General features: G+C 64.5%; 27 protein-coding genes and 1 pseudogene. 13 read left to right on the top strand and 15 right to left on the bottom strand.

What is annotated here, in order from left to right; translation table 11 throughout:
* Positions 1-12 precede the first annotated feature (12 nt).
* Positions 13-984: a magnesium and cobalt transport protein CorA gene (locus RIN61_RS18730; protein WP_015269363.1), complete on the top strand. Its 972-nt coding sequence runs from the start codon at positions 13-15 to the stop codon at positions 982-984.
* Positions 985-1098: 114 nt separating this feature from the next.
* Here the strand turns inward: RIN61_RS18730 and RIN61_RS18725 are convergent, their stop codons facing one another.
* A complete protein-coding gene (locus RIN61_RS18725; protein ID WP_112251836.1) occupies positions 1099-1830 on the bottom strand; it encodes an amidotransferase in 732 nt (243 codons plus the stop codon).
* Positions 1831-2356: 526 nt separating this feature from the next.
* Between RIN61_RS18725 and RIN61_RS18720 the strand changes: the two genes are divergently transcribed.
* A complete protein-coding gene (locus RIN61_RS18720; RefSeq protein WP_112251835.1) occupies positions 2357-3157 on the top strand; it encodes a c-type cytochrome in 801 nt (266 codons plus the stop codon).
* Between the two features lie 122 nt (positions 3158-3279).
* On the opposite strand, the gene RIN61_RS18715 is transcribed toward RIN61_RS18720, so the two are convergent.
* The 4 genes from RIN61_RS18715 to RIN61_RS18700 all read right to left on the bottom strand — a co-directional run bounded on the left by RIN61_RS18715 (position 3280) and on the right by RIN61_RS18700 (position 6737).
* Positions 3280-3612, bottom strand: coding sequence for a ribonuclease E inhibitor RraB (locus RIN61_RS18715; RefSeq protein WP_003260395.1), 333 nt, complete (start codon positions 3610-3612; stop codon positions 3280-3282).
* Positions 3613-3788: 176 nt separating this feature from the next.
* Positions 3789-4025, bottom strand: coding sequence for a hypothetical protein (locus tag RIN61_RS18710; RefSeq protein ID WP_112251834.1), 237 nt, complete (start codon positions 4023-4025; stop codon positions 3789-3791).
* A 203-nt stretch (positions 4026-4228) separates the two neighbouring features.
* Positions 4229-6304 carry an LTA synthase family protein gene (locus tag RIN61_RS18705; RefSeq protein ID WP_112251833.1) on the bottom strand — a complete coding sequence of 692 codons (2076 nt, stop codon included), beginning with the start codon at positions 6302-6304 and terminating at the stop codon, positions 4229-4231.
* Positions 6305-6545: 241 nt separating this feature from the next.
* Positions 6546-6737 carry a PLDc N-terminal domain-containing protein gene (locus RIN61_RS18700; protein WP_012271091.1) on the bottom strand — a complete coding sequence of 64 codons (192 nt, stop codon included), beginning with the start codon at positions 6735-6737 and terminating at the stop codon, positions 6546-6548.
* A 126-nt stretch (positions 6738-6863) separates the two neighbouring features.
* On the opposite strand from RIN61_RS18700, the gene RIN61_RS18695 reads away from it, so the two are divergent.
* Positions 6864-7802: a ZIP family metal transporter gene (locus RIN61_RS18695; RefSeq protein WP_112251832.1), complete on the top strand. Its 939-nt coding sequence runs from the start codon at positions 6864-6866 to the stop codon at positions 7800-7802.
* A gap of 122 nt (positions 7803-7924) precedes the next feature.
* On the opposite strand, the gene RIN61_RS18690 is transcribed toward RIN61_RS18695, so the two are convergent.
* Together RIN61_RS18690 and RIN61_RS18685 are read right to left on the bottom strand one after the other, a co-directional pair.
* Positions 7925-8455 carry a hypothetical protein gene (locus RIN61_RS18690; RefSeq protein WP_112251831.1) on the bottom strand — a complete coding sequence of 177 codons (531 nt, stop codon included), beginning with the start codon at positions 8453-8455 and terminating at the stop codon, positions 7925-7927.
* A 60-nt stretch (positions 8456-8515) separates the two neighbouring features.
* Positions 8516-9040: an ankyrin repeat domain-containing protein gene (locus RIN61_RS18685; RefSeq protein ID WP_112251874.1), complete on the bottom strand. Its 525-nt coding sequence runs from the start codon at positions 9038-9040 to the stop codon at positions 8516-8518.
* Positions 9041-9305: 265 nt separating this feature from the next.
* On the opposite strand from RIN61_RS18685, the gene RIN61_RS18680 reads away from it, so the two are divergent.
* Positions 9306-9578 carry a DUF3509 domain-containing protein gene (locus tag RIN61_RS18680; RefSeq protein WP_112251830.1) on the top strand — a complete coding sequence of 91 codons (273 nt, stop codon included), beginning with the start codon at positions 9306-9308 and terminating at the stop codon, positions 9576-9578.
* 123 nt (positions 9579-9701) lie between these two features.
* Here RIN61_RS18680 and RIN61_RS18675 read toward each other — a convergent pair whose 3' ends face one another.
* The 3 genes from RIN61_RS18675 to aroC form a co-directional block, all read right to left on the bottom strand.
* Entirely contained in the window at positions 9702-10238 is a 537-nt protein-coding gene (locus RIN61_RS18675; RefSeq protein ID WP_112251829.1) for an oxidase, read from the bottom strand.
* Complete coding sequence (locus tag RIN61_RS18670; protein WP_112251828.1) at positions 10238-11392, bottom strand: MFS transporter; 1155 nt, start codon at positions 11390-11392, stop codon at positions 10238-10240. Before RIN61_RS18670 ends, RIN61_RS18675 begins: the two co-directional genes overlap by 1 nt.
* Before the next feature lie 133 nt (positions 11393-11525).
* Positions 11526-12617 carry a chorismate synthase gene (gene aroC, locus RIN61_RS18665; RefSeq protein ID WP_112251827.1) on the bottom strand — a complete coding sequence of 364 codons (1092 nt, stop codon included), beginning with the start codon at positions 12615-12617 and terminating at the stop codon, positions 11526-11528.
* Between the two features lie 236 nt (positions 12618-12853).
* On the opposite strand from aroC, the gene RIN61_RS18660 reads away from it, so the two are divergent.
* Positions 12854-13816: an alpha/beta hydrolase gene (locus RIN61_RS18660; protein ID WP_112251826.1), complete on the top strand. Its 963-nt coding sequence runs from the start codon at positions 12854-12856 to the stop codon at positions 13814-13816.
* A 201-nt stretch (positions 13817-14017) separates the two neighbouring features.
* A complete protein-coding gene (locus RIN61_RS18655) occupies positions 14018-14800 on the top strand; it encodes a hypothetical protein (RefSeq protein WP_207878776.1) in 783 nt (260 codons plus the stop codon).
* Between the two features lie 109 nt (positions 14801-14909).
* Here RIN61_RS18655 and prmB read toward each other — a convergent pair whose 3' ends face one another.
* Positions 14910-15818, bottom strand: coding sequence for a 50S ribosomal protein L3 N(5)-glutamine methyltransferase (prmB, locus tag RIN61_RS18650; protein WP_112251824.1), 909 nt, complete (start codon positions 15816-15818; stop codon positions 14910-14912).
* Between the two features lie 180 nt (positions 15819-15998).
* Here prmB and RIN61_RS18645 point away from each other — a divergent pair, with 180 nt between their 5' ends.
* The 5 genes from RIN61_RS18645 to RIN61_RS18625 all read left to right on the top strand — a co-directional run bounded on the left by RIN61_RS18645 (position 15999) and on the right by RIN61_RS18625 (position 18775).
* Entirely contained in the window at positions 15999-16589 is a 591-nt protein-coding gene (locus RIN61_RS18645; RefSeq protein WP_025338152.1) for a cysteine hydrolase family protein, read from the top strand.
* An 84-nt stretch (positions 16590-16673) separates the two neighbouring features.
* On the top strand, positions 16674-16994 hold the full coding sequence (locus RIN61_RS18640; RefSeq protein ID WP_024086500.1) for a hypothetical protein: 321 nt from the start codon (positions 16674-16676) through the stop codon (positions 16992-16994).
* A gap of 173 nt (positions 16995-17167) precedes the next feature.
* The gene (locus tag RIN61_RS18635) at positions 17168-17728 is read left to right on the top strand and encodes a Smr/MutS family protein (RefSeq protein ID WP_103462871.1); all 561 of its coding nucleotides are present in this window, start codon (positions 17168-17170) and stop codon (positions 17726-17728) included.
* 70 nt (positions 17729-17798) lie between these two features.
* Entirely contained in the window at positions 17799-18344 is a 546-nt protein-coding gene (folE, locus tag RIN61_RS18630) for a GTP cyclohydrolase I FolE (RefSeq protein WP_013971502.1), read from the top strand.
* Between the two features lie 59 nt (positions 18345-18403).
* Positions 18404-18775, top strand: a complete 372-nt coding sequence (locus RIN61_RS18625; protein ID WP_003260822.1) for a glutaredoxin family protein — start codon at positions 18404-18406, stop codon at positions 18773-18775.
* 131 nt (positions 18776-18906) lie between these two features.
* Here RIN61_RS18625 and RIN61_RS18620 read toward each other — a convergent pair whose 3' ends face one another.
* Positions 18907-19509 carry a glutathione S-transferase family protein gene (locus RIN61_RS18620; protein WP_103462872.1) on the bottom strand — a complete coding sequence of 201 codons (603 nt, stop codon included), beginning with the start codon at positions 19507-19509 and terminating at the stop codon, positions 18907-18909.
* Between the two features lie 145 nt (positions 19510-19654).
* On the opposite strand from RIN61_RS18620, the gene RIN61_RS18615 reads away from it, so the two are divergent.
* Positions 19655-20845: a benzoate/H(+) symporter BenE family transporter gene (locus tag RIN61_RS18615; RefSeq protein WP_112251821.1), complete on the top strand. Its 1191-nt coding sequence runs from the start codon at positions 19655-19657 to the stop codon at positions 20843-20845.
* A 257-nt stretch (positions 20846-21102) separates the two neighbouring features.
* Here RIN61_RS18615 and RIN61_RS26835 read toward each other — a convergent pair whose 3' ends face one another.
* From RIN61_RS26835 to RIN61_RS18605, 3 genes and pseudogenes are all read right to left on the bottom strand, one after another.
* Complete coding sequence (locus tag RIN61_RS26835; RefSeq protein WP_370290417.1) at positions 21103-21966, bottom strand: methyl-accepting chemotaxis protein; 864 nt, start codon at positions 21964-21966, stop codon at positions 21103-21105.
* Positions 21964-22491, bottom strand: a pseudogene (locus RIN61_RS26830) (HAMP domain-containing protein); the annotation flags it as partial. The gene RIN61_RS26835 and the pseudogene RIN61_RS26830, both read right to left, overlap by 3 nt.
* Before the next feature lie 668 nt (positions 22492-23159).
* Positions 23160-24557, bottom strand: a complete 1398-nt coding sequence (locus RIN61_RS18605; RefSeq protein WP_313853341.1) for an aminotransferase-like domain-containing protein — start codon at positions 24555-24557, stop codon at positions 23160-23162.
* A gap of 225 nt (positions 24558-24782) precedes the next feature.
* Between RIN61_RS18605 and RIN61_RS18600 the strand changes: the two genes are divergently transcribed.
* Positions 24783-25952 (top strand): MFS transporter, encoded by a 1170-nt coding sequence (locus RIN61_RS18600; protein ID WP_112251818.1) that lies wholly within the window; start codon positions 24783-24785, stop codon positions 25950-25952.
* The last annotated feature ends 60 nt before the right edge of the window (positions 25953-26012 follow it).

Genomic DNA, 26012 nt, shown 5'->3' with positions numbered 1-26012 from the left:
AAGCGAACAACCATGGGTCGAGTCGTGGCATCGGCGGTGTACAGCGCCGGCAGAAAGGTCACCAACATCAGCATCGATGAAGGCAGCGAATGGGCCCGCAAGCCAGGGCACTTTGTGTGGATCGGTCTGGAAGAGCCCAACGCAGAGGAACTGGCCAACCTGCAGTGCCAGTTCAACCTGCACGAACTGGCCATCGAAGACGCCCTGGAAAAACACAGCCGCCCCAAGCTGGAAACCTTCGGTGACGCCCTGTTCATCGTCACCTACTCGCCGGTGCGCCACGAAGGCAAACTGGAGTTCATCGAAACCCACATCTTCGCCGGCAACGGCTACATCATCACCTGCCGCAACGGCCACTCCAAATCCTATGCCCTGGTGCGCCAACGCTGCGAGGCGCGGCCGTTGCTGCTGGAGCATGGCGAAGATTTCGTGCTGTATGCCTTGCTCGACTTCGTCACCGAGAACTACCAGCCGGTCAGCGAGGCCATTCATGGCGAGATCGAAGAGCTCGAGCAGAGCGTGCTTGGCGGTTCGCTGCAAGAGGACGATATCCGCCGCTTGCACAGCTTGCGCCGCGATATCCTGCGCCTGCGCCGCTACGTGGCACCGATGGTGGAAGTGAGCGAGGAGCTGCAGCGCCTGAGCTTCCCGTTCATCGACAAGAACATGCGCCCGTACTTCCGTGATGTGCAGATCCACGTGACGCGGCAAATGGAAGACCTGGCCGGCATCCGCGACATCGCCAGCCAGACCATCGAGATCGGCATGCTGCTGGAGTCGTCACGGCAGAGCATCGTGCAGCGCAAGTTCGCGGCCTGGGCGGCGATCCTGGCGTTCCCCACGGCAATTGCCGGGGTGTACGGGATGAACTTCCAGAACATGCCGGAGCTGGGGTGGCACTACGGGTATTTCGGGGTGCTGGGGGTGATCGGGCTGGGCTGTACGGCGTTGTATGCCAGCTTCAAGAAATCGGGCTGGCTTTGAGATTGTCGGGGCCGCTTTGCGGCCCATCGCGACACAAGGCCGCTCCTACAGGGGATCGCGTCAGTCAGGTTATTCGCGATCCCTGTAGATGGGCTGCAAAGCAGCCCCCAGCCATCACGCTGCAGAATCTTTGCGCACCGGCTGCTGGATAAACCGCAGCATCCACTCCCCCACCAGGTCGCCCTGGTGCTCGGTGGCCAGGCTGGCCACGGCTTTGTGGTACACCTCATCACCCAGATACTCCTGGCGTGCATCGAGCAGCGCACGGGAGTAGTCGTGCACGAACTCGGGGTGCCCCTGGAAGCACAGCACCTGGTCACGAATGTGGTAGGCAGCGTTCGGGCAGAAGTCGCTGGAGGCGATCACCGTGGCGCCTTCAGGCAACTCGGTCACCTGGTCCTGATGGCTGATCAGCAAGGTCAGCTCCGACACCTCCGGGTCCATCCACGGCGCATGGGCCGCCAGCGAATAGCGATGGATACCCACGCCCCAGCCCTGTTCGGCACGCTCGGCCTTGCCACCCAGAGTCAACGCCAGCAACTGGTGGCCGAAACACACACCCAGCAGCTTCTCGCCACGCTCGTACAGTTTCAGCAGGTAGGCCTTCAGGGTCTGGATCCACGGGTCGGTACCAAACGAGTCGGCTTTGCTGCCCGTCACCAGATAGGCATCGAACACTTCGCTGTCGGCGGGGTAATCGCCGTTCATCACGTTGTACACACGAAATTCAGCGGCGATCGGCTGACGCGAGAAGAGCTGCTCGAACATCCTGCCGTAGCCCTGGTACTGCGCGGTCAACTCCGGTCGCAGGACATCGGTTTCAAGGATGCAGATGCGTAACGACATAGGGATAGTCCTGAACGACATAGGTGGGAATCTGCTGTAGAGACTGACGCGAAAGGCACGTACAAGCAAGTAGGCCGCACTGACGAACGGTCACATTTCGTCGGTGACTTGCTGGCACTTGCGCCACCGTCTAGCGAGAGCATGCCAGCCGAATGGCAATTGGCCTCATAGCCAGAAGAAATCAATTATCAGCAGGGTTAGAACAAAGGGTTCTCAAACATGGATGACGTACACCCTACTGTTGGTTGTATATCCACTTTCAAGAGGCAGCAGTCAAGGCGTCACCAACGCTACTGCGATCGACCCGAAGCGCGACAGGGAAGCCAACGGGTATTCAGGAATAACAACAAGAAGGCGGTCCGCCATGTTCAGACAATCGAAAATTCGCCAAGCTGGGCTGATTCTCTTCGCCACGACTTTGCTGCTGATCCTGCCGAACCTCACACGTTTGTTCGGCTGACTGCCGCTGTGGCGTCAACAGGCAACGCACAGGTAACCTGCTGGCCTTGATGGTCGGAGATTACCCATGCGCCATTGCCTTGCACTGTTAGTGTTGCTCCTGAGCCTGCCGCTGTCGGCGGCGCAACTGCACCTTGAACTGGGTGCCACGACGCGCCAGTGGAGCAGTGCCGAACTGCTCGACCACCCGCAAGCCCGGGACATCAGCATCGACCAGGACGTTTCCTACAAGCAGCCCATGCGTTACCGGGCGGTGCCGCTGGCCGTGCTGCTGGACGGTGTGAGCGCCAACGACCACCTGCAGGCGGTGGCGCTGGACGGTTTTGCCGCCGAAATGCCAGCGGCGCCACTATTGCAGCACGGGCCGGCACAGGCCTGGCTGGCGGTGGAGGAGCCGGGCCGGCCATGGCCACCGCTGGGCCAGGGCAAGCCGAGTGCGGGGCCGTTCTACCTGGTGTGGACTGCACCGCAGGCCAGCGGCATCCGCCCGGAGCAGTGGCCGTTCCAGATTTCCACGATTCGCAAGCTGGCCTCTGTCGAGGCGCGTTTGCCGGCACTGCTGCCCGACCCGAAGCTGCCGGCTGACAGCCCGGTGCGCCGGGGCTTTGCCTTGTTCCAGCAGAACTGCCTGGCGTGTCACCGGCTGAACGGCGCGGGGGATGCGCAGGTGGGGCCGGACCTGAACGTGCCGCATAACCCGACCGAGTATTTTCGGCCTGAATATCTACGCCAGCTGATTCGTGACCCGCAGAGCCTGCGGCAGTGGCCGCAGGCGAAGATGCCGGGGTTTGCGGAAAGTGTCTTGAGTGAGCCGGAGCTGGATGAGTTGCTGGCCTATTTGAGGCATATGGCTGGGCGCAGGCCTTGAGAAACTGGGGCGCTTTGCGCCCCTTTCGCGACACTAGGCCGCTCCTACAAGGGTACGCGCACGCCTGTAGGAGGGGCCTTGTGTCGCGATGGGCCGCAAAGCGGCCCCAAATTCCCAAAATCTCAGGCTATGGGCCGCTCCTGCTTGACCCCCCACCCTTCCACCTCACCGCCATAAGGTGTCACCAGCTGCTCGAAGGCCTCTTCGAAGTCGCCAATCCCGCCATGGGTGGCATACATGACCTTGCTCAGTTCCAGATGCCAGGCACCGTCGCCCAACTCCTTAACCTGGGCATTCAGCGATTCACCGCGAAACTGCCCGGCCGCGCGGCGGGCCCCTGCTTCGTCGGGGAATATGGCGTAGAACTCGATGGGGTGGATCTGGGTGAAGTCGAAACCGCCTGCCTTCATCTGGCGCAGGACGTTGCTGCTGATATCGTCGTTCTGGCTGCTCATGAAACGTCCTCCTGAATAATGCGATGGATAGACTTTCCGTGCACTACGCACCTGCCGGCAGCGGCCGGGCAGTTCGAGCTGATGCAAGACGCGAAGGGATGCGGTGCCAGCCCGCAGAAAAGGCCGGCACCTTCATGCAGCGTAGTGCCTGCCAGGGCACCACGCAAACGTGTGGTTCAGGGCGTTTCCTGGATGCTGGTGATGGTCACGCCACTCTGTTCCTTGAGCCAGCGTGCGGTGGGTGAAACAGTGCGGTCCTGGAAGTCGTTGAGGTCCAGCTCGTCCATCACCGGGAACAGGTGCGAACGGATGGCCCGCGCAGCATCCTCCTCGCTGGGGCACTGGTCGCCGCGCAGCGTCAGGGTGGTGAGCACGCCTTTCTGATCGGCAAAGATGACTTCCCACTCTTTCATCGAACGACCCCTCTCAGTCAACGAACATCGGGTGTGTGATGCCTGAATAAATGACCTTGGGGCGGTGAGAATGTTCAGTCTGTGCCGGCCTCTTCGCGGGTAAACCCGCTCCCACAGGGATATCACTGCCCTCGGACCCTGTGATATCCCTGTGGGAGCGGGCATGCCCGCGAATGGGCCGCAAAGCGGCCTCTGTTGCAGCCTTACTTCGGTGTGCCGTGCACCACACCGGCGGTGTTATCCAGCAGGCTCTTGGTCGCGGTCTGGATATACGCTTCCAGCTTCTTCAGCATTTCCGGCTGGTCCGGGCTTTCGATCAGCTCGGCCTTGAACTCGCTGCCCAGCTGGTAGCGGTACATGCGCGGGGTCATGTCCTTGGACTCGATCAGGATGCGGTCGCCCTGCACCAGGCCGACGATCTGCTCGCTGCCCGATGGCTTGATCATGCCCACACCCTGGTCGCCCTCAGGCAGGTTGAGCAGGTCGCGGCCCCAGCACTGGTGACGAGCCTGGCCACCCAGGCGGCCCATGATGGTCGGCACGATGTCGACCTGGGTGCCCACGGTATGGTTGACCGCACCGAACTTCTCCTGGATGCCCGGGGCAATCAGCAGCAGCGGCACGTTGAAGCGGCCCAGGTCCAGCTCGGTGACCTGCTGGTGGTTGCCAAAGCCATGGTCGCCAACGATGACGAACAGGGTTTCCTTGAAGTACGGCTCCTTGCGCGCCTTCTCGAAGAACTGCCCCAGCGCCCAGTCCGAATAGCGCATGGCGGTCAGGTGCTCGTCCAGGCGGCCCTGGCCGGTTACCGGCTCTACCGGCAGGTCCTTGGGCAGCGCGTAGGGGGTATGGTTGGACAACGTCTGCAGCAGCGCGTAGATCGGCTTCTTGCCATCGTGCTTTGCCAGCTCTTCGTTGCCGCGGTCGAACATGTCCTGGTCGGAAACGCCCCAGGTCGGGTCGGAGAACACCGGGTTGACGAAGTCGTTCCGGCCAATGAAGGTGGTCATGCCCTGGTTGCCGAAGAAACCGGACTGGTTGTCCCAGGCGAAGTCGCCGTTGTAGACGTACACATCGTCGTAATCGCGGGCGCTGAGCAGGGCTGGCAGCCCGGACAGCTTGTGGCCGCCTTCCGGGGTCTGCATCAGGTATTCGAAGCCTGGCAGGTTGGGGAAGCAGGCCATGGTGGCGAACATGCCCTGGTGGGTATGGGTGCCGTTGGAGAAGAAGCGGTCGAACAGCAGGCCCTCTTTGGCCAGCTTGTCGAAGTACGGGGTGATGTTGTTGGGGCTGCCCAGCGCGCCCACCGAGTGGCCGGCGAAGCTTTCCATCAGGATCACCACCACGTTCTTGATCGGCAGGGTGCGCTCGGCCGGCGGCACGAAGTCGCGGCGGATGGCAGCCTCGTCGGCATCGACCAAGGTGTCGTTGGCAGTCAGCAGCTGCTCGCGCACGCTCTGCGTGGCCACGTCCTGCTCCAGCACCGGCTTCCAGATATTGGCGCGGTCTTCGCCGAAGCGGCTCTTGGCAGCATCGATCAGGGTCAGGGTGCCGTTCAGGCCCAGCTGGTTGACGAAGTTGGAATCGGTGGTGAAGGCATCACCCCAGCGCATTGGCGGGCCCTGGCGCAGGGTGCCACGGGCGGCGACCACGGCCACCAGCAGGATCACCATGAACACTGCCAGGCGGTTGTACCACGGCGCCGCGCGGCGCTGCAGGGTGACCTCGCCGGCGCCGTTGCCCCGGGTGATGCGGTCGATGCCCTTGAACAGCAGGCTCAGCAGCCAGGTGCCGAACAGCCAGGCCAGCAGGTAGCGCACCACCGGGAAGCCGTACCAGAGCATGCTCAGCACGGTCTTCGGGTCTTCCTTGATGTACTGGAACACCAGACCGTTGAGGCGCTGGTGGAACTCGCGATAGAAGTCCAACTCCATCAGGCCGAGGAACATCACCACGCTCGAGGTGATGGTCAGCCAGAAACGGAACAGGCCACGGCGGGCCATGGCCCAGGGGCTGAGGATGGCCAGCAGCAGCGGAATGCTGATGTACACCACCACGCGCAGGTCGAAGCGCAAGCCGTTGAGGAAGCCTTCGGCGACGGTCGCGCTGGGGGTATCGCCGATCATGTCGCTGTTGTAGACCAGCAGCGCCAGGCGCACGAGGCTGAGCATCAGCATGATCACCAGGCCGCTGAGCAGGGTGTAGGCCAGGTGGGATTTCAGGGTGGGCGAGAACGACGCTCGCGCGCCCCGTTGCTTCAAGGCGTCCGGGTTAGCCATGAATGGGAAGGTCCTAGGATTGCGGGTTTGCGGAGATGGCGCAGGTGTATACCAACGCAGCATTGTGCGGGTGCGGATTCTGTTTAAACCAATGTGAAAATTTTGTCACGGGGGTGTTGCCGTTTTTGTCCCTGATGGCCTCTTCGCGGGTGAACCCGCTCCCACAAGTACTCCACTCCCCTCAGGCCCAGTGATATCCCTGTGGGAGCGGGTTTACCCGCGAAGAGCCCAGCACAGGCATTCAGATCCGCACATTCCCCCGCGGCCCGGCGATCGCCCAGATAACCAGGCCCACCACCGGCAGCAAGGCGATCAGCAGGATCCACAACACCTTGATGCCCACTTCACTGCCACTCTTGATCACATTGAGGATGGCCCAGATATCCAGCGCCAGAATGATCAGCCCGACCAGGCTGTTGAACGTCGACCCCATGCCAAATCTCCCGTGAAAGGCTTTTGCTGCACAGCATAGTCAGCTATCACGTCAATAGAAGGGAATCCTTGGCCGTTTGCGTGGGTCACTGCTTAAACTGCTGTATCCATCGATTTCGAGGTTGCCATGCCCCCCGCCCATACCCACAGCGTCGCCCTGCCCTCGCCCGTCAGCGCCTGGCGCCAACAGATGCACGAAAACCCCTGGATCGGTGCAGGCCTGGCCCTGAGCATGCTGGTGGTACTGGTACTGCTGGGGGCGAGCCTGTGGAACGCGGTGAACGGCGACCACGCCGATAATCTTCACCTGGCCGCACTGGGCGGGCTGTCCGGCTTTGGCGCCACGGCGCTGGGCGCGGTGCTGGCGGTGGTGCTGCGCGATGTCAGGGCACGCACCCAGGATGTGATGCTGGGTTTTGCCGCCGGCATGATGCTGGCGGCCAGTTCGTTTTCGCTGATTCTGCCAGGCCTGGACGCCGCCCGCGAGATCACCGGCAACGGCCCGGCTGCGGCCTTTACCGTGGTGCTGGGCATGGGCCTGGGCGTGCTGCTGATGCTGGGCCTGGATCGCTTCACCCCGCATGAACACGAGAGCACCGGCCCTTGTGGCCCAGAAGCCGAGCGCATCAGCCGGGTGTGGTTGTTCGTGCTGGCGATTACCCTGCACAACCTGCCTGAGGGCATGGCCATTGGCGTGAGCTTTGCCAATGGTGACATGAACATCGGCCTGCCGCTGACCAGCGCCATCGCCATCCAGGACATCCCCGAGGGGCTGGCCGTGGCGCTGGCCTTGCGCGCCACCGGGTTGTCGAACCTGAAGGCCGCGCTGGTGGCGATCGGGTCGGGGCTGATGGAGCCGCTGGGTGCGGTGATCGGCCTGGGGATTTCGACCGGCTTTGCCCTGGCCTACCCGGTGAGCATGGGGCTGGCGGCGGGGGCGATGATCTTTGTGGTGAGCCACGAGGTGATTCCCGAAACCCACCGCAATGGGCATCAGACAGCCGCGACCCTGGGGTTGATGGGTGGGTTTGCGGTGATGATGTTCCTGGATACTGCGCTGGGCTGAAGCTTGAAGCTGCCTGCCGGCCACTTCGCGGGTAAACCCGCTCCCACAGGGATATCACTAGGCCTGAGGGGAGTGATATCCCTGTGGGAGCGGGTTTACCCGCGAAGAAGCAGAAGATGAAATCAGATGTGCACGGCGACCTTCAGGGCTTCCAGGGCCGGCTCGACCTTGATCCCCACCTCTGCCCCCAGCTCCAGCACCCGCGCCAGGTCGTTCTGCCCCACCATCACCATCTGCAGCTCGTCATCCAGCAACTGGCTGAAGTTGAGCAGCACGTAACCACCCGCCTCTTTGTTCAGCGCCCCCATCTGCACCTGGATGCGGTTGAGTGCGGTCAGCGGCTCGGTGCGGGCCAGTTGCTTGGGCTTGAGGGTGAACGGCACGCTCTGGTCGAACGAATCGCTGATCTGCTGAAACAGCTCCTGGTAGCTGTCGGCCTGGAACACCACGGTGTCCGGCAGGCTGCCCAGCACCACCCATTCGCCCAGGGGGATGGGGAAGCTGTCGTCGTAGTTGATGTCGGGGTTGGCGGACAGGAACGCGGCGGGGTCGGCGTAGGCCTGGGCGGCCTCGTCGGCGATGCGCTCGATGTCTTCCTCACGCATGCAGCCAGCGGCAATGAGGCGGATGAATTCGAGCAACTGAGTTTTCATGAAAGGGGGCCTGCGACGGGTGAAAAGTCGCCAAGGATAGCCGCAAATGCCCCCTTGCGGTTAGCCGGCCAGCACTTGCAGGCGCGCTGCAGCGTCCACGGCGCCCATGGTTTGCGCTGCCATCAGCGCGGTGGAACCACGGGCATCCTGACGGGCCGGGTCGGCACCCTGGGCCAGCAGGTAGTCGAGGATTTCGCTGCGGTTGAACATGGCGGCCAGCATCAGCGCGGTGCGGCCATCCTGCGCGGCAGCGTCCACCGGTACGCCGTGCTCCAGCAACAGGCGGATCATGGCCAGGTCGCCCTTGAACGCAGCGCCGGCGATGGGCAGCTGGCCGTTATCGTTGGCAATCAGCGGGTCGGCGCCATGCGCCAGCAGCACCCGCACTGCATCGTGGTGGCCGTGGTAGCTGGCCAGCATCAGCAGGGTGTCCCCCTTGTGATTGCGCAAGTTGGGCGGCAGGCCGCTGGCCAGCAGGCGCCCGAGCATCTCGGCATCGCCCTGGCGGGCACGCTCGAACACCTGCTCGGCAAAGGCGGCTGTTTCGTCGTCGGTCATGGTGGCGGGCGTGGGTTGGCTGGACATTTGGAACCTCCTGGCAGAAATCGTTGCCCAAGTTTTTGTCAGGCAAGGCTGCCGGGTCAAAGGTTCAGATTCTATCGGGCCGATAGCTGGCGGCGAGTCGTGCAATATGCACTGTGCAAAATGCACGACCGTGCAGGTTGCACGACAACGCTTTCAGCAGATAAACGCAACCTACTGAATTCAAAGAGATTTTTCAGAAAAAACATCCTGGCACGGTCACTGCAAACATCAACTCATGTCTGCCACGCAACAGCCAGGAGTTGATATGGACCTCATCCAGGAAAAGTTCGTTTCGGTATTTTCGGCCTATCAGGTGGATACCCAGGCCCGCCCTGACGGCGGTGTAATGCTGACCCTGCGCGCTGCTGACGGCAAGGTCACCCGCCGGGTGCTGACCTATGCGCAACTGCACAGCGCCGAGCAGCTTTCGTGGGCGATCAGCGCGATTCGCCGGGATCTGGCCGAGCAGGCCAGCGAGTTGCCGGTGATTTCGATGCTGCAGAGCCAGCAGCGGTTTGCCTTGCCGACTTATCGCTGAGTTTTGAGTTGGTTGATCTGGCCTCTTCGCGGGCTCGCCCGCTCCCACAGGCATCGCGCCGCCATCAGGCTCGGCGTTATCCCTGTGGGAGCGGGCAAGCCCGCGAACAGGCCGGCAAAGCCATCACAATTCATCAATGCCCAGGAACGCCCGCGCAGTCACATCGCCGGTAAACCTCGGCTGCATACCCTGCTCACTGCCATACAACCGTAACGCCAGGCAAAACGGTGTATCGCCCAGCTCGACCCAGCGCCGGGTCCCCGCCGGCATCACCAGCTGGTCACCCTTCTCGCACAGCACCGAATACACCCAATCCCCCAAACGCAGGCCAACCTGTGCCCGCCCGCTGACCACGGCAAACACCTCGTCGGCGTCATGCACATGCTCATCGCGCACATCCACCTGCGCCGGGGCCTCACCATCACGGTTGAGCACCACGAAGGCCTTGCTGCCATGCGCGGTCATCAACTGGTCCAGGTGCTCGCGACAAGCCTCCAGCACCTCATCCTGAGCCGTGCCCGGGCGCACCCGCAGGCCATGCTCGGCATGGGCGAAGCGCACGCCCTGCTCGGCCAGGGTGACGACGATATCGTCGTGGTGGGTCAGCACCTTGTTCGGCAGGTCCGGGCTGGAGGGGTGGAAAACGCAGAGAATGCTCATCAGGGACGGGTCCTGGTCGGTTGCGAACAAAGGGCAATGATAACGGCTGCAGCCAAGGCTGCGGCACTGGCCATACCAAAGGTGAAGGTGGGGCCCAGCAGGTTCCAGCTGTAGCCCGAATACAACGCCCCCAGCGCACCACCGGTGCCCGACAGCGCCGCATAAAGCGCCTGGCCCTGGCCCTGCTGACGGGCGCCGAAGCTGGCCTGGACGAAAGCGATGCTGGCGGCATGGAAGCAGCCGAAGGTGGCCGCGTGCAGCACCTGGGCGAAAACCAGCACCGCCGGCTCATCGGCCAGGTTGCCCAGCAACAGCCAGCGCAGCGCCGCCAGCACGAAGCTGGCCAGCAGCACCCGCTGTACCGAAAAACGCGCGAAGATGCGGCTCATGGCCATGAACACCAGTACTTCGGCCACCACCCCCAGTGCCCACAGCAAACCGATGGCACCCCGGGTATAGCCCAAGTGTTCCAGGTGCAGGGTGAGGAAGGTGTAGTACGGCCCGTGACTGAGCTGCATCAGGGCCACGCAGGCATAGAACGCGACCACCCCGGGCGCCCGAAGCTGCTGCAGGAAACCACCCGCGCCGCTGCGCTCGCCCTGCTCCGCTGGCTGGGCATTGGGCACCCACAGGCTGGCGGCGACGATGCCGGCCATGATCGTGACCAGCGCCACCGGGTAGATATCCAGGCTCAGCCACTCGAACAGCCGGCCCAGGCCGACCACGGTGAGGATGAAGCCGATCGAGCCCCACAGGCGCACCTGGCTGTAGCGCGCGGTCTGCCCGTGCAGGTGGGCCAGGGTGATGACCTCGAACTGCGGCAGCACCGCATGCCAGAAGAACGCGTGCAGGGCCATGACCAGCGCCAGCCAGGCGTAGCTTTTGCCAAGGAAGATCAGGGCGAAGGTGGCCAGGGTAGATAGCGCGCCCAGGCGCACGATCAGCAGGCGCTGGCCGGTGCGGTCGCCCAGCCAGCCCCACAGGTTGGGGGCGATGCAGCGCATCAACATCGGAATGGCCACCAGCTCGCCGATGCGTGCCGCAGAAAAGCCCAGGTGGTCGAAGTACAGCGCCAGGAACGGGGCGGTTGAGCCGAGCAGGGCGAAGTAGAACAGGTAGAAGCTGGACAGGCGCCAGTAGGGGATTGGTTGCATGGGGGTGGCCTTGTGGGGACCTGTGCCGGCCTCTTCGCGGGTGAACCCTCTCCCACAGGTACCTCACTGCCCTCAGGCCCAGTGATATTCCTGTGGGAGCGGGTTTACCCGCGAAGAGGCCGGCACTGGCGAATCAGAGCTGGCCCAGCACCGGGGTATTCACCTTCACATCGGCATTCTGCGCGCGGTGGCGCAGCAGATGGTCCATCAGCACGATAGCCATCATCGCCTCGGCGATCGGCGTGGCGCGGATGCCCACGCACGGGTCGTGGCGGCCTTTGGTGATGACGTCCACCGGGTTGCCGTCGACATCGATGGAGCGGCCCGGGGTGGTGATGCTGGAGGTCGGCTTCAGCGCCAGGTGGGCAACGATCGGCTGGCCCGAGGAAATACCGCCGAGGATCCCGCCGGCATTGTTGCTGAGGAAGCCTTCCGGCGTCATTTCGTCACGGTGCTCGGTGCCGCGCTGGGCCACGCTGGCGAAGCCGGCGCCGATTTCCACGCCCTTGACCGCGTTGATGCTCATCAGCGCGTGGGCAAGTTCCGCGTCCAGGCGGTCGAAGATAGGCTCGCCCAGGCCCGGCATGACGCCTTCGGCGACCACGGTGATCTTGGCACCCACCGAGTCCTGGTCACGACGCAGCTGGTCCATGTAGGCCTCCAGCTCGGGCACTTTGCTGGGGTCAGGGCTGAAGAAAGCGTTCTGCTCCACCGCCTCCCAGGCCTTGAACGGGATTTCGATCGGGCCCAGCTGGCTCATGTAGCCGCGCACGGTGATGCCCTGGGTGGCCAGGTACTTCTTGGCGATGGCACCGGCGGCCACGCGCATGGCGGTTTCACGGGCCGAGCTACGGCCACCGCCGCGGTAGTCGCGGATGCCGTACTTGTGGTGGTAGGTGTAGTCGGCGTGGGCCGGGCGGAACAGGTCCTTGATCGCCGAGTAGTCCTTGGATTTCTGGTCGGTGTTGCGAATCAGCAGGCCGATCGAGCAGCCAGTGGTGCGGCCTTCGAACACGCCGGAGAGGATTTCCACCTCGTCGGCTTCCTGGCGCTGGGTGGTGTGCCGGCTGGTGCCGGGCTTGCGCCGGTCGAGGTCGTGCTGCAGGTCGGCGAGGGAAATTTCCAGACCCGGTGGGCATCCATCGACAATGGCGACCAACGCCGGGCCATGGCTCTCGCCAGCGGTGGTGACAGTGAACAGCTTGCCGTAGGTATTGCCGGACATGGACGCTCCGCGAGATCTGCCTGAAGTGAACGAAAGCGGCAGTATACAGATGGATTGATCGCCTGTGCTGGCCTCTTCGCGGGTAAACCCGCTCCCACAGAGTCATCACAAGATGCAAAAATTGTGCTGTACCTGTGGGAGCGGGTTTACCCGCGAAGAGGCCGAACCTGCATGCACGGTCCGAGAACCTTCCCACCCACACTGGGTCAAACCTTCATCTCCCCAAGTAGTACCGCATGATGTCGCGCCTCGTCGCCCTCTTCTTCCTCCTGTGTACCAGCCTGGCCCAGGCCGCCGCCCCCACTGTGCTGCAGCGCCCGATCGACCTCGACACCGGCCAGGGCGTGCTGCACGGCAGCCTGCTGCTGCCGCAACAGGCCACCCCGCCGCCGGTGGTGCTGATCATCGCCGGCTCCGGCCCCACCGACCGTGACGGCAACAACCCGGCGTCAGGCCGGGTCGACAACCTCAAGCGCCTGGCCCTGCTGCTGGCCAGCGAGCACATCGCCAGCGTGCGTTACGACAAGCGCGGGGTGGCCGCCAGCCAGCCGGCCACGCCCGACGAGCGTGACCTCAGCGTGGATCGCTACGTGGCCGACGTGGTCGCCTGGAGCCACAAGCTCAAGGCCGACCCACGCTTCGGCCCGTTGATCCTGATCGGCCACAGCGAAGGCGCGCTGATCGCCAGCCTGGCCGCCGAGCAGGCCGGCGCCAGCGCGGTGATTACCCTGGCCGGCAGCGGTCGGCCGCTGGCCGAGGTGCTGCGCGAGCAACTGGCCCAGCGCCTGCCGCCGGCGCAACTGGCCGGCGGCAGTGCCCTGCTCGACCGCCTGCAGGCCGGACAGACCAGCCTGGAGGTGCCTGCGCCGCTGCGCCAGGTGTTCCGCCCCAGCGTGCAGCCCTACCTGATTTCGCTGTTCCAGCAGAACCCGGCGGCGGCCTTTGCCCGCCTGCCCATGCCCGCGTTGATCGTGCAGGGGCGCAACGATGTGCAAGTGAGCGTGGTCGACGCCGAACGGCTGAAGGCGGCCAAGCCGGACGCCCAACTGGTGCTGATCGATGGCATGAACCACATGCTGCGCATCAGCCCCAAGGCGATGAGCCAGCAGCGCGAAAGCTACCTCAACCCTGAACTGCCGCTGGCCAGGGAGCTTGGCGAGCAGATTGTGACGTTTATTCAGCATTTGCCTTCTGCCTGAGCCTCAGGTCTTGGCCGGTACGGCCGATAATTTCGGTATCAGCGGAACATTGGGGCCGCTGGCGCGCCCCATCGCCGGCAAGCCAGCTCCCACAGGAATACCACAGGCCTGAATGCCATGCGGTCCCTGTAGGAGCTGGCTTGCCGGCGATGGGCTGCACAGCAGCCCCTGCCGCATGCTCGTATCCAAGGACAAGCCCTGATGACAACCGCCCCCGCCGCCGTAGAGCCGGCCGAAGAGCCCGAGGAAACCGCCGCCCTGCCCTGGGCCGAGCTGGCCGTCGAACATTTCCAGCTGTTGCGCCTGGCCGCCCTGCCCACCGACCGCAACACCGGCGCGCGGCCGCTGCGCTTTGTGCAGTTCGGCTATGCCGAGCGCCATGACCAGGCCCACAGCCTGTTGCGCATGGAAGTCCAGCTGCCCGGGCAGAAGGTACACAAGGAAAAGAACCGCCTGGACATACGCGTCGACCACGCCACGCGCCTGGTGCGCATTGGCGATGAACATGGCCTGCAACTGGAACCTTTGAACCGTGGCCTGGGCCGTTTCCTGCTGGCCCAGGCCGCGCAGTGGCTGCAGCGCAAGTGGTCGCACTACCGGATCGAGGGCATGGCGCTGCCGAGCAAGGATGCGCTGAACGAAGACTCACGCCTGCGTCGTGACCACTGCCTGCGCGGGGTGGGGATCGAGGTGGAATACGAGGACAGCCAGCACCTCAAGGGCCGTACCGTGGAAATGACGGTGGGCCAGCTCAAGGGCGCGTGGAACAGCGAGCGCTTGCAGCGAGTGGAGATACTGGATGCTGCCGGCCTGCTGCAGCAGGCTGACCAGCAATTGCAAGAGAAGGAAGGGCAACTGCGTGAGCGGGATGAGCGGGTAGCCAAGTACCAGCGTGAAGACAGTGGGCTGCGCTTTACCATTACCTGCCTGGTGGCGTTTGCGGTGTTCCAGGCGGGGTTGCTGATCTGGATTGCCACGCGCTGACGCCGCGTCGCCTGCTTCGCGGGCTTGCCCGCTCCCACAGGAACTGCGTCGCACCTAAGGGCAACGCCATACCTGTGGGAGCGGGTTTACCCGCGAAGAGGCCATGAAATCAGACCCGGGCCTTGAACAGTTCCTGATGCTGGCGGCACTGCTCGGCAGTCAGCATGAACACCCCGTGCCCGCCGCGCTCGAATTCCAGCCAGGCAAAGTCCACCTCAGGGTACAGCGCCTCGACATGCACCTGGCTGTTGCCCACCTCGACAACCAGCAAGCCCTTGTCGGTCAGGTGGTCCGCCGCTTCGGCCAGCATGCGCCGCACCAGGTCCAGGCCATCGTTGCCGCAGGCCAGGCCCAACTCCGGCTCGTGGTGGTACTCGGCCGGCATGTCGTCGAAGTCCTCGGCATCGACATACGGCGGGTTGGACAGGATCAGATCGAAACGCTGCCCCGGCAAACCGCCAAAACCGTCGCCTTGCACGGTATACACGCGCCCGTCCAGGCCGTGACGTTCGATGTTCTGGTTGGCCACTTCAAGCGCTTCGAACGACAGGTCGGCCAGCACTACCTCGGCCTCGGGGAAGACGTCGGCGGCAACGATGCCGATGCAGCCAGAACCGGTGCACAGGTCGAGAATGCGCGCCGGCTCGCTCGCCAGCCACGGCTCGAAGCGTTTCTCGATCAGCTCGCCAATCGGCGAACGCGGCACCAGCACGCGCTCGTCGACGATGAACGACATGCCGCAGAACCAGGCTTCGCCCAACAGGTAGGCGGCCGGCACGCGCTCTTCGATTCGGCGCTTGAGCAGGTGCTGCAGGCGTACCCGCTCGTCGTCCTCGAGCATGCAGTCCAGGTAGCTGTCGGCCACCTCCCACGGCAGATGCACCGCCCCGAGAACCAGCAAGCGGGCCTCGTCCCAGGCGTTGTCGGCACCATGGCCGAAGAACAGGTCGTGCTCGTGGAAGCGGCTGACCGCCCAGCGGATGTAGTCGCGCAGCGTGCGCAGGCGGGATGTGATCACGGGGTACTCCTAATTCAGACCGGACAAAAGTCTAACAGCCCCACCCGCACATTTGTTCCTTTGCCTTGCCCAAAGGCTAGCCACAAGCCAGTAACCATGCCGCTTGCGTTGTCAACCATTCCCATTGGCGCCAAGGCAGGGGAGAATAGGTATACAAAAGCCCTATCCAAGGAGCCCTTGATGTCCGTTCCAACCACGATGTTTCGCCTCACTGGCCGCGATTACCCGCCGGCCAAGCTGAGCCACGCCAGCCTGATCATCATCGATGCGCAAAAGGAGTACCTCAGCGGGCCCCTGGCGCTGTCGGGCATGGACGAGGCCGTGGCCAACATCGCCAGGTTGCTCGACGCCGCGCGCAAGAGCGGCCGTCCGATCATCCACGTCCGCCACCTGGGCACTGTCGGTGGCCGCTTCGACCCACAAGGGCCGGCCGGCCAGTTCATTCCGGGGCTGGAGCCGCTGGAAGGCGAAATCGTCATCGAAAAGCGCATGCCCAACGCATTCAAGAACACCCAGCTGCATGAAACCCTGCAGGCGCTGGGCCACCTGGACCTGATCGTCTGCGGCTTCATGAGCCACTCCAGCGTCAGCACCACGGTACGCCGCGCCAAGGACTATGGTTACCGCTGCACCCTGGTGGAAGACGCTTCGGCTACCCGCGACCTGGCATTCAAGGATGGGGTGATCCCGGCCGCGCAGATCCACCAGTGCGAAATGGCCGTGATGGCCGACAACTTCGCTTGCGTGGCCCCCACCGCCAGCCTGATCTGATCAGCCAGGCAACCGCCCGGCAGCCGGGCGGAACCCGATGGGCGGCCCCAGGTCCAATTCCGGATATCCACAGAGGAGAGCGGAATGAAGCTCAAAGGCAGTTTCGACGCCAAGCGCCTGCGCCCGCGCGAACCGCGTAACTGGGGCGCCCGCCTGGCGGCCGGCCTGTCGGCCATGCTGGCGACCCTGGGCGTGCTGCTGGCGATGGCCGGCGTCGCCGGCCTGCTGGGCAACTACCCTGCCCTGGCGGAGCTCAATGCCAACAAACCGCTGGCCGGCATCCTCACCGTGGCCGGCTTGCTGCTGCTGTGGCTGGGCGTGCGCTTCTGGCGGCGCAGCCGCATTCGCCTGCGCCGCGGGCGGGAACTGAACCTGTCGCCGCACCTGATGAAAAAACACGACTGATAATTTTGTGTCGCCTGTGCGGGCCTCTTCGCGGGTAAACCCGCTCCCACAGGGCCCCACTGCCCTCCGGTCCGGTGATATCCCTGTGGGAGCGGGTTCACCCGCGAAAGGGTCGGCACAGGCTGCACAAGCCCCCACAGTCGCGTAAACTACGCCGCCCACGTGGAGGCATCATGCAAGACGACGATTTTTCCCTGTTCAAGGCCGAAGTGCGCGGTGTCAAACCGATCCGCCACGACCGCGCCGAAGTCGGCAAGCCCAAGGCCGACCGCCAGAAGCTGGCCGGCCTGCGCCAGGCGGCGACGGTGCGCAGTGACAAGGCGCTGGTGATCGACGGCATGTCCGACCAGTTCGTCATCGACGTTGGTGCCGAAGACGAGCTGATGTGGCGCCGCGATGGCGTGCAGGAAGGCCAGCTGCGCAAGCTGAAGCTGGGGCAGATCCCGTTCGAGGGCAGCCTCGACCTGCACGGCATGACCGTGGAAAAGGCCCGCGAAACCCTGTGGGACTTCATCGCCGAAGCCACCAAACTGGAAGTGCGCTGCGTGCGGGTGACCCACGGCAAGGCCGCGCGCCTGGACGGCAAGCGCCCGATGATCAAGAGCCACGTCAACACCTGGCTGCGCCAGCACCCGCAGGTGCTCGGTTTTGCCTCGTGCAACGCCCGCCACGGCGGCACCGGCGCGGTGTATGTGATGCTCAAGCGAACCATGCTCGAAGGCCGCGACGAGTAACGCCGCGCTTGCAGCGCCGCCCTCACCGCCGTACCCTTCGTTTTTGCGATTTTTTCCCACAGGTAGATCCATGTCCCTGGAACAGAACTACACCGAGATCCTCAGCCAGATTGGCGAGGACGTCTCCCGTGAGGGCCTGCTCGACACGCCCAAGCGGGCTGCAAAGGCGATGAAGTACCTTTGCCGCGGTTATGAGCAAACACTGGAAGAAGTCACCAACAACGCGCTGTTCAGCTCTGACAACAGCGAAATGGTGCTGGTCCGGGACATCGAGCTGTATTCGATGTGCGAACATCACATGCTGCCGTTCATCGGCAAGGCGCACGTGGCCTACCTGCCCAAGGGCAAGGTACTGGGCCTGTCGAAGGTGGCGCGCATCGTCGACATGTACGCCCGCCGCCTGCAGATTCAGGAAAACCTCAGCCGCCAGGTTGCCGAGGCCGTGCAGCAGGTAACCGGTGCCGCCGGCGTTGCCGTGGTCATCGAAGCCAAGCACATGTGCATGATGATGCGCGGTGTCGAGAAGCAGAACTCGACCATGATCACCTCGGTGATGCTGGGTGAGTTCCGCGAAAACGCCGCCACCCGCAGCGAGTTCCTCAGCCTGATCAAGTGATTGGCTGCTGACCCCGAGCCGACCCTGCCGGGTCGGCTTTTTCATTTCAGGAGTTGCCCATGATCGTCAAAGCCCTGCGGGTTGGCCTCGGCCAGCTCATCGTGTTCGGCGACTGGATCAGCCGCCCGGCCAAGCGCAAGCGCGACGCCGCCGCCCAGGCCCGCGTCGAGCAAGCGGCCCAGGGCCTGGCGCTGTACCAGTTCCACGCCTGCCCGTTCTGCGTCAAGACACGCCGCACCCTGCACCGTTTGAACGTGCCGGTGGCGCTGCGCGATGCCAAGAACGACCCGGTGCACCGCCAGGCCCTGCAGGAAGGTGGCGGCCGGGTGAAAGTGCCGTGCCTGCGCATCGAAGAAGCGGGCAAGGTGACCTGGATGTATGAGTCCAAGGCGATCATTGCCTATCTGGATGAGCGGTTCGCTTCGGCCTGACAGTTTGTAGATTTCCTGTACTGGCCCTATCGCCGGCAAGCCAGCTCCCACAGGTACCCCGCTGACCTCAGGTCCAGTGATATCCCTGTGGGAGCGGGTTCACCCGCGAAGAGGCCGGCACAGGCTAGAAACTAGCCCACCATCGGCACATGCCGTGGGTGGCTGCTGACCCGCTCCAGCCACGCCCGCACCGCCGGGTAGTCGGCAAGGTCGAACCCGCCCTGCTGCGCCACATGGGTGTAGGCGTACAACGCCACATCGGCAATCGAATATTGCTCGCCGACCAGGTACGGCGTCATCTGCAGCTGCCGCTCCATCACCCTCAACGCCTTGTACCCACCCTTGTGCAGCTTGCGGTACTCCTCCAGGCGCTCGTCCGGCAACCCCAGGTAGAACTGGATGAAACGCGCCACGGCAATGTACGGCTCATGGCTGTACTGCTCGAAGAACTGCCACTGCAACACTTGGGTGCGCAGGCGCGGCTCGGTGGGCAGGAACTCACTGCCATCGGCCAGGAAGTTGAGAATGGCATTGGACTCCCACAGGTAGCTGCCGTCTTCCAGCTCCAGCACTGGCACCTTGCCGTTGGGGTTCATCGCCAGGAACTCGGGCGTTTCGGTCTCGCCCTTGAGGATGTCCACCGGGTGCCATTCGTACGGCCGGCCCAGCAGGCTCAACATCAGCTTGATCTTGTAACAGTTGCCCGACTGGTAGTCGCCATAGACCTTGTACATCGCCCTTCCACTCCCAAGCAGTTCTGCATTTGCGCCCAATAGTTGGCGACTGTACGGCTAAAAGCAATGGCCGCTGTATGGCAAGGATCAACCTTGCTCGCTGTAGTCTGAAAAAACTGCTTACACCTTTACAAGGATTTTGTTCATGACCGATGCCACTTCCGCACGCCTGCGGCCCCTGGCAGACAGCTCCCCGTCGGCGGTGGTCGCCGGCTTCATCGCCATGCTCACCGGCTATACCAGCTCGCTGGTGCTGATGTTTCAGGCCGGCCAGGCAGCCGGGCTGACCAGCGCGCAGATTTCCTCATGGATCTGGGCGTTGTCGATTGGCATGGCGGTGTGCAGCATCGGCCTGTCGCTGCGTTACCGCACTCCGATCACCGTGGCCTGGTCCACCCCCGGCGCCGCCTTGCTGATCACCAGCCTGGGCGGGGTCAGCTATGGCGAGGCGATCGGCGCCTACATCACCTGTGCCGTGCTGGTGCTGATCTGTGGCCTGACCGGCAGCTTCGAGCGCCTGGTCAAACGCATCCCGGCCTCGCTGGCCTCGGCGCTGCTGGCGGGCATCCTGTTCAAGATCGGCAGCGAAATATTCGTTGCCGCCCAGCACCGCACCTTGCTGGTACTGGGCATGTTCTTCAGCTACCTGCTGGTCAAGCGCCTGTCGCCGCGTTACTGCGTACTGGCCGCGTTGCTGGTGGGCACGGTGCTGTCCGGCGCCCTCGGGCTGCTGGACTTCAGCGGCTTCCACCTGGAAGCGGCCACACCGGTGTGGACCACGCCAAGCTTCTCGTTGGCGGCGACCATCAGCATTGGCATTCCGCTGTTCGTGGTGGCGATGACCTCGCAGAACATGCCGGGTGTGGCCGTGCTGCGCGCGGACGGCTACCAGGTGCCGGCCTCGCCGCTGATTTCGGCTACCGGTTTTGCCTCGCTGCTGCTGGCGCCGTTTGGCTCGCACGGGGTCAACCTGGCAGCGATCAGCGCGGCGATCTGCACCGGGCCGCATGCCCATGAAGACCCGGCCAAGCGTTACACCGCGGCGGTGTGGTGCGGGATTTTCTATGGCATTGCCGGGGTGTTCGGCGCGACCCTGGCGGCGCTGTTTGCGGCGCTGCCGAAAGAGCTGGTGCTGTCGATTGCGGCGCTGGCGCTGTTCGGCTCGATCATGAACGGGCTGACCGTGGCCATGAGCGAGGCGCGTGAGCGGGAGGCGGCGGTGATTACCTTCATGGTCACGGCTTCGGGGCTGACCTTGTTCTCGATCGGCTCGGCGTTCTGGGGGATTGTCGCGGGGGTGCTGGCCTTGATGATCCTCAACCCGCGCAGGGCCTGAAGATATTTGTTGCCTGTGCCGGCCTCTTCGCGGGTAAACCCGCTCCCACAGGAATACCACAGGGCTGAAGGCTGTGTGTTCCCTGTGGGAGCGGGCGTGCCCGCGAAGAGGCCGGTATGACAGAAGGTGTTCTGTAGCATTGCTGGCCCCTTCGCAGTACAAGGCTGCTTCACTGGACCTGAAGGCAGTGGGGTACCTGTGGGAGCGGGTTCACCCGCGAAGAGGCCGGTACAGGCAACACAAAGCCCAGGCCCGGATCACAACCTGAAATGCCCCACCATCCCCTTCAGGTCGGTGCCCAACTGCGCCAGCTCGATACTCGACCGGGCATTGTCCTGCATCGCCAACGCCGCCTGATCGGCACTGCCACGAATCTGCGTGACGCTGCGGCTGATCTCTTCCGCCACCGAGCTCTGCTGCTCGGCCGCCGCGGCAATCTGCTGGTTCATCTGCTGGATCAATGACACCGCCGCGGCAATGCTGCCCAGCGCGCTTTCGGTCTGCAGCGCATCAGCCACCGCCAACCGCACCAGCTCGGTACTGCCGCGAATCTGGGCCACCGACTGCTGGGCATTGCCGCGCAGGCTGGCGACCAAGGTCTCGATCTGCTCGGTAGACTGCCGGGTACGCCGCGCCAGCGCACGCACCTCATCAGCGACCACGGCAAAGCCACGCCCCTGCTCACCCGCCCTGGCGGCTTCGATAGCCGCATTCAGCGCCAGCAGGTTGGTCTGCTCGGCCACGCTCTTGATCACTTCCAGCACATCGCCAATGGTGTGGATCTCGGCACTGAGGCTGTCGATACCGGCGCTGGCCGTCTCCGCCGCCGCCGCCAGCTGCTCGATGCGCTGCATGCTCTGGCGCACCACCTGCTGGCCGGAATCAACCTTCTCGTCCGCCGCCTGGGCCGCCTGCGCCGCCTCTTCGGCATTACGCGCCACATCGTGCACAGTGGCGGTCATCTGCTGCATGGCGGTGGCCACCTGCTCGGTCTCTTCCTTCTGGCTGCCTACCTCGCGGTTGGTCTGCTCGGTCACCGCCGACAGCGCCTGCGCATTGCCAGCCAGTTGCTCGATGCCTTGCTGCAAGCCGCTGACAATGCCCGACAGGCCCGCCGCCATCTGCTGCATGGCCTGCATCAACTGCCCTACTTCGTCACGGCGTGGCGCCTGGGCGTCAAAGCTCAGCTCGCCGGCAGCAATGCGCTGGGCGCGGGCAATCACATGCTTGAGCGGCCCGACCACGGCGCGGGTGATCAGCCAGGCGGCCAGCACTCCCACCAGCAGCGCCAATGCCGTGGCCAGGCCGATGGCCACGGCATTGCGTTGCAGTTCGCCCTGCAGGGCCTGTTCCTGCCCCAGGTAGGCCTGGTCGACCCGGCTGGTGGCTTGCTCGGCACTGGCCTGCAACTGCGCCTTCAAGCCCTGCTCGCGGGCCAGCTGGTCAGTGTATTCGTTGAGTTTTTCCGAGAAGCTGCCAATGTGCCCCGCCACTTCGCCCAGCACGCTCTGGTAGCCGGCATCGCTGACCGCCCCCTGTAACTGGCTGACCAGGCTGGCGGCCTCGACAGTCTGGGCGATGCGCTCCTGGCTGACGCCCTCTTCGCCCTTGCGGCTTTTTTCCAGGCGTACCCGCGCTTCGTCCATGGCCTGCAGCATCAGCCGCGACACCTGCGCCACCTGCGCGGCCTGCTCGAGGAATGCACCGCCTTGCTGGCCCTGGGACTGTTTGAGGGTGTACACGCCATCATCGGCCAGGCCGGCCTGCAGTACGTCGAGGTTGTTGGCCACGCTGGACACCGACCAGCTGGCCATGTCCAGCGCCAGCTCCTTGGCCTGCACCGCCTCGACAAAGGCTTCGAACGCCTGGCCATAAGCCGCCAGGTCGGTTTCTGCCGCCGCCAGCGCCGGCAGGCCACGGGCGCGCTCGGCCAGGCCCTGCAGGCCACTGCGCAAGGCCTCGGCTTGCTGCAGGTCGGAGCGCAGGGCAAAGGCCTGCTCGTGCTGGCGCAAGCGCAGCAGGTCGGTATTGAACTGGGCCAACTGGCGCAAACTGTCGAAGCGCTGGCCAACGCTGTGTAGCGCGGCAATGCCAATGGCCGCCACCGCCAGGGTCAGCACCAGCACCAGGGCAAAGCCCAGGCCAAGTTTGCGGGCCATGCCCAGGTTGGCCAGCACACCGTGCTTGCTCGCGCCCATGCCGATTCCCCTTCTGCGTGCGAGGTTATCCCGAAGGCCAAGGGTGGCAACGTTGCCAGCCGATGAACAAGGGCCTGGCGTCAGAATGGTGTCAAATAGCTATGAGCGTGTCGCTATCAGCTTGGCAGAGGTCGCCCTGCGTGCTGAAGGAAGGCCTGGGCGCGGGAGTCCTGCCCGTAGGCGACATTGATGCGCAGCCAGGCGCTGGCCGCGCCCTGGTAATCGAAGGCGCTGCCGGGGGTGAGCAGCACATCGTGTTCCAGGGCCAGGCGCTCCAGGCTGGCGAAATCCCGGCCTGGCACGCAGGCCCAGACGAACATGCCGCCGTAGGGCTCGCAGAACACCTGCCAGCCCGCCTGTTCCAGCTGGCCGAGCAGCCTGGCCATGTGCTGCCCCAGGCGCACACGCAGGCGCTGCACGCTCTTGCGGTAGCTGCCGTTGGCCAGCATCTGCCCCACCACCTGCTCGGCAAAGCGCGAGGTGCCGATGCCGCTGACCATCTTCAATTCGGCCAAGCGCGCCAGCAATGCCGGGTCGGCGACCAGGTAGCCGACCCGCAGCGAGCTGCTGAGGGTTTTCGAGAAACTGGCCATGTAGATTACCCGCTGCTCGCTGTCGAGGGTGGCCAGGTGGGTGGCCGGGCCTTCCTGGAAGTCGGCGTAGATATCGTCCTCGATGATGCGCAGATCGTGCTCGCGGGCCAGCTCCAGCAGGCGGTAGGCCACCTTGGGCGTCAAGCTGGTGCCGGTGGGGTTGTGGTACAGGCTGTTGATGAACAGGCAGCGCGGCTTGTGCGCGGCCAGCAGGGCTTCGAGGGTGGCCAGGCACGGCCCCTCGGCGGTGCGTGGCACCGGCAGCATGTGCACCTGGTGTTGGCGCAGCAGGTTGTACAGGTTGTAGTAGCCGGGGTTTTCAACCAGCACCGTGTCGCCTGGGCGCAGCAGGGTGCGCACCAGCAGGTCGAGGCCGTGGCTGGCGCCGTGGGTGGTGAGGATACGTTCGGGCCCGGCGGCGATGCCCAGCTGCGCCAGGCGCTTGTGCAGCTGCTGGCGCAGGCTGGCCAGGCCCAGGGGTGGGCAGTAGTCGAACAGGTCCTGTGGGTTGCCCCGGCTGACCTGGCGCACTGCCTGGGCCAGTTCGGTGGCGGCGCGCCAGCTGCTGGGCAACCAGCCGCAGCCCAGCTTGAGCAATTCGTCATGGCCCTCGCGGAACTGCCGCCAGCTGCCGTCCCCGGCCTCGCCCCAGGGTTGGGCGTCTTCCACGGCCAGGCCGGGTTTGCGCTCGGCGACGAAAAAGCCGGTGCCGTGGCGGGCCTCCAGCCAGCCGCTGGCGACCAGGCGGTCGTAGGCTTCGATCACACACGACGCACTTACGCCCTGGCTGCGTGCCAAGGCCCGGATCGACGGCAGACGTGCGCCGGGGCGCAGGCGTTGCTGGTCGATCCAGGTTTGCAGGTGGTCGGTGAGTTGCTGTACCAGCGGGGTGGTGCTGGTGCGGTCGAGTGGCAAGTGCATGGGGCAAGTGTTCGCTGGTTTTGAGCGAACAGTTAAGCATAAAAGGGTTGGCGGTGTGTCTGGTGAGGGGAATGGGCAGGCATCAGAGTTGGCAGGCCCGGCCCTTTCGCGGGTGAACCCGCTCCCACAGGGGTCGCACCCAACCCGAGAGCGGTGTCGTACCTGTGGGAGCGGGTTCACCCGCGAAAGGGCCAGTACAGACACTACAGAACCAGGACCCCTACCATGCCCACCGCCCCGGCCCGCCTGGCCTTCGCCCTCTGCCTGATCACCCTGGCCGTCAACCTGCAGGCCCCGCTGTACATCACCTACGCCGACCTCTCCGGCCAAGGCGCTGCCGCCACCGCAGTGGCCTTCTCCGGCTATGTGCTCGGCGTGCTACCCGTGCTGCTGGCCCTGGGCGGGCTGGCCGACCGGGTCGGGCGCAGGCCATTGGTGCTTGCCGCACTGGCCCTGTCGATGGTCGCCACCGTACTGATGCTGCTGGCCCCCAGCCTGCAAACCCTGGGCCTGGCGCGGCTGTTCCTTGGGTTGGGTACCGGCCTGGCTTCGGCCACGGCCACCGCCTACATGGGAGAACTGATGGGCGGCTTGGACAACACCCGCGCCGCCAACTGGGTCACCGCCAGCACCTCGCTGGGCTTTGGCCTGGGCGCGGCGCTGACCAGCCTGTTCCTGTTGCGCGGCCCCAGCCTGACCCCGGGCAGCTTCCACCTGCAACTGCTGCTGGCGGCGCTGGCCATGTTGCTGGCATGGCGCCTGCCCGACCCACGCCCGGCACAACGCAACCCCATGCTGCGCCTGCCCTGCTACCCGCGTGGCAGCGTGGCCTATGGCCTGGCCATTCTGCTGGCGTGGGCCTGCGTGGGGCTGGTGATTGCCCTGCTGCCGGGCATCCTGCGCCAGCATGGGCTTAGCGCCTGGTCGGGGTTTTCGACCTTTTGCGTGATCAGCTGCGGGTTGTTGTTCCAGCCCATGGCACGACGCCTCAGCAGCCGTACGGCCACCTTGCTGGGGCTGGTGATATTGCCCTGCAGCTATGCCGTGCTGGCCTGGGGCGCGGACAGCGGCCAGCTGGGCGCGGTATTGCTGGGTGCGGTGGCGGCCAGTAGTGCGTGCTACGGGTTTATCTACCTGGGCGGGCTGGCAGCGGTGAACCAGTTGGCCGGCAGCGAGAAGACACGGGCCAGTGCCGGGTTCTTTCTACTGGCGTACCTGGGGTTCAGCCTGCCGGTGATCTTTACCGGCTTGCTGAGTGACCGGCTGGGGTCGCGGTTGGCGTTGCTGGTGTTTGGTGGGGTGCTGGTGGTGGGGTGTTTGCTGGTTGGGCTGGCATTGTGGTGGTCTGCCAGGGCCTCTTCGCGGGCCTGCCCGCTCCCACAGGGTTCGCGCTAGCCTTTGTGGTGGCCTGCAAGGGCCTCTTCGCGGGTAAACCCGCTCCCACAGAGATATCAC

Source organism: Pseudomonas inefficax, from assembly GCF_032164165.1.
Classification (GTDB): Bacteria; Pseudomonadota; Gammaproteobacteria; order Pseudomonadales; family Pseudomonadaceae; genus Aquipseudomonas; species Aquipseudomonas inefficax.
The sequence above is the reverse complement of the archived record's forward strand: the minus strand, read 5'-3'. Positions and strand labels throughout refer to the sequence as shown.